We start from the raw sequence: 3,161 nt of genomic DNA on the forward strand, positions 1-3,161 counted from the left end.
AAAGGCGCAAGGGCCAGACCATCCCCCTGGAGCAGCTCGCCGCCACCCTGGCCCAGCTCGGCTACGAGCGGGTGCCCACGATCGAACAGGAGGGCACCTGGAGCCGCCGCGGCGACATCGTGGATGTGTTCCCGGTGAGCGCCGAGCTGCCGGTACGGCTGGAGTTCTTCGGCGAGGAGCTGGAGAAGCTGAGGGAGTTCGATCCCACCAGCCAGCGCTCCCTCGACACCACCGAGGTGGCGCGCCTCACCCCCACCGGCTACACGCCGCTGATCGCCGAGGCCCTGCGGCAGTCGATGCCGGCTGAGCTGGATCAGCTGCTGGCCCCTGAGGCCCTGGAGCAGCTGCTGGAGGGCGGCACCCCCCCGGGGCTGCGGCGCTTGCTGGGCCTGGCCTGGCAGCAGCCCGCCTCCCTGCTCGACTACCTGCCGGAAGGCACCCTGATCGCCGTGGACGAACGGCGCCAGTGCCTGGCCCATGGCCAGCAGTGGTTCGAGCACGCCGAGGAGCACCACGCCGAGCTGGAGCTGGAGCTGGGCGGGCCGCTGCCGGCCGTGCTGCACCGCCCGCCTGAGCAGGCCCTGGCGCAGGCCCAGGCCTTCGCCGGCTTTGATCTGGCCGAGCTGCACGAGAGCGATGGCCATGCCAACAGCTTCGATCTGGCTTCCCGCTCGGTGCCGGCCCACCCCAATGCCTTCGGCAAGCTGGCGTCGCTGATCAAGGGGTTCCAGCAGGACCGTGCCCGGGTGTGGCTGCTCTCGGCCCAGCCCTCGCGGGCGGTGGCCCTGCTGGAGGAGCACGACTGCATCACCCGCTTCGTGCCCAACCCAGGCGATCAACCGGCGATCGAGCGCCTGATCGAGCAGAACACGCCGGTGGCGCTCAAACTCCGCGGCACCGCCGAACTGGAGGGCCTGCAGCTGCCCGCCTGGAAGCTGGTGCTGATCAGCGACCGGGAGTTCTTCGGCCAGCACGCCCTGGCCGCCAGCGGCTACGTGCGCCGTCGCCGCAAGGCGGCCAGCCGCACGGTGGACCCCGGCAAGATGCAGCCCGGCGACTTCGTGGTGCACCGGAACCACGGCATCGGCCGCTTTCTGCGGCTGGAGAAGCTGGCGATCGGCGGTGAGGAGCGCGACTACCTCGTGGTGCAGTACGCCGATGGGCTGCTGCGGGTGGCCGCCGACCAGCTGGGCAGCCTGGGCCGCTACCGCGCCACCAGCGAGAGCCCGCCCCAGCTCAACCGCATGGGCGGCACCGCCTGGACCAAGGCGAAGGAGCGGGCCCGCAAGGCCGTGCGCAAGGTGGCGCTCGATCTGGTGAAGCTCTACGCCGCCCGGCTCAAGGCCCAGGGTTTCGCCTTCCCCGAGGACGGCCCCTGGCAGGGGGAACTGGAGGACTCCTTCCCCTACGACCCCACCCCCGATCAAGTGAAGGCGATCGCCGATGTGAAGCGCGACATGGAGAAGCCCGAGCCGATGGACCGGCTGGTGTKCGGCGATGTGGGCTTCGGCAAGACGGAGGTGGCGATCCGGGCGATCTTCAAGGCCGTCACCGCCGGCCGCCAGGTGGCCATGCTCGCCCCCACCACCGTGCTGGCCCAGCAGCACTGGCGCTCCCTGAGCGAGCGCTTCGCGCCTTACCCGATGAAGGTGAGCCTGCTGAATCGCTTCCGCACCAGCGCCGAGCGCAAGGTGATCCAGGAGGGTCTGGCCGCCGGCACGGTGGATGTGGTGGTGGGCACCCACCAGCTGCTGGGCAAGAGCACCAGCTTCAAGCAGCTGGGGCTGCTGGTGGTGGATGAGGAGCAGCGTTTCGGGGTGAACCAGAAGGAAAAGATCAAGGCGCTGCGCAAGGACGTGGACGTGCTCACCCTCAGCGCCACGCCGATTCCGCGCACCCTCTACATGAGCCTGTCGGGGGTGCGCGAGATGAGCCTGATCACCACGCCGCCGCCCCTGCGGCGGCCGATCAAGACCCACCTGGCCGGCCTCGATGAGGAGGCGGTGCGCAGTGCCATCCGCCAGGAGCTCGACCGCGGCGGCCAGATCTTCTATGTGGTGCCGCGGGTGGAGGGCATCGAGGAGGTGGCCGAGGGGCTGCGGCAGATGCTCCCGGGCCTGAGGCTGCTGGTGGCCCACGGCCAGATGGCCGAGGGGGAACTGGAGAGCGCCATGGTGGCCTTCAACGCCGGCGAGGCCGATCTGATGCTCTGCACCACGATCGTGGAGAGCGGCCTCGATATTCCCCGGGTGAACACGATCCTGATCGAGGACGCCCACAAGTTCGGCCTGGCCCAGCTCTATCAGCTGCGCGGCCGGGTGGGCCGCAGCGGCATCCAGGCCCATGCGTGGCTGTTCTATCCCGGCGATGCCTCCCTGAGCGAAGCGGCGCGCAAACGGCTGCGGGCGATCCAGGAGTTCGCCCAGCTGGGCAGCGGCTATCAGCTGGCCATGCGCGACATGGAGATCCGCGGTGTGGGCAACCTGCTGGGGGTGGAGCAGAGCGGCCAGATGGAGCTGATCGGCTTCGACCTCTACATGGAGATGCTGCAGGAGAGCCTGGCGGAGATCCAGGGCCAGGACATCCCGGCCGTGGACGACACCCAGATCGACCTGCCGATCACCGCCTTCATCCCCGGCGACTGGATCAGCGAAAACGACGAGAAGATCGCCGCCTACCGCGCCGCCGCCGGCTGCGGCAGCAAGCAGGCCCTGGTGGAGCTGGCCGCCGGCTGGGTGGACCGCTACGGCGCCATTCCCGCCCCAGTGAACGCGCTGCTGCAGCTGATGGAGCTGAAGCTGCTGGCCAAACGCTGCGGTTTCTCGCGCATCAAACCCGAAAAACCGAACATCTCCCTGGAAACCCCGATGGAGGAGCCCGCCTTCCGGCTGTTGCGCCAGGGCCTGCCCCAGCATCTGCACGGCCGGCTGGTGTACCAGGGCGGCAGCGGCAGCACCGCCAAGGTGCTGGCCCGGGGGCTGGGGGTGCTGCCGATGGAACGGCAGCTGGAGGAGCTGATGGGCTGGCTGAAGCAGATGGAAGCCCAGATCCGCGGCGCCGATGGCCTCAACGAGGTGCAGCGGGCGCAACAGGCCACGGCCAGGAACGAGGCGGTGCTGGCGGTGTGAGCCGGCACTCGAGCCCCTGGAAGCCCCCAATCC

Annotated in this window: 1 protein-coding gene; it reads left to right on the forward strand. The window is 69.6% G+C overall.

Features of this window, described 5'->3' with window-relative positions:
* The coding region (mfd, locus tag IQ216_RS12885) for a transcription-repair coupling factor (protein WP_193815791.1) at positions 1-3,128 on the forward strand (3,128 nt) is incomplete at its 5' end.
* Positions 3,129-3,161: the final 33 nt, after the last annotated feature.

It is taken from the genome of Cyanobium sp. LEGE 06143 (genome assembly GCF_015207535.1).
Classification (GTDB): domain Bacteria; phylum Cyanobacteriota; class Cyanobacteriia; order PCC-6307; family Cyanobiaceae; genus NIES-981.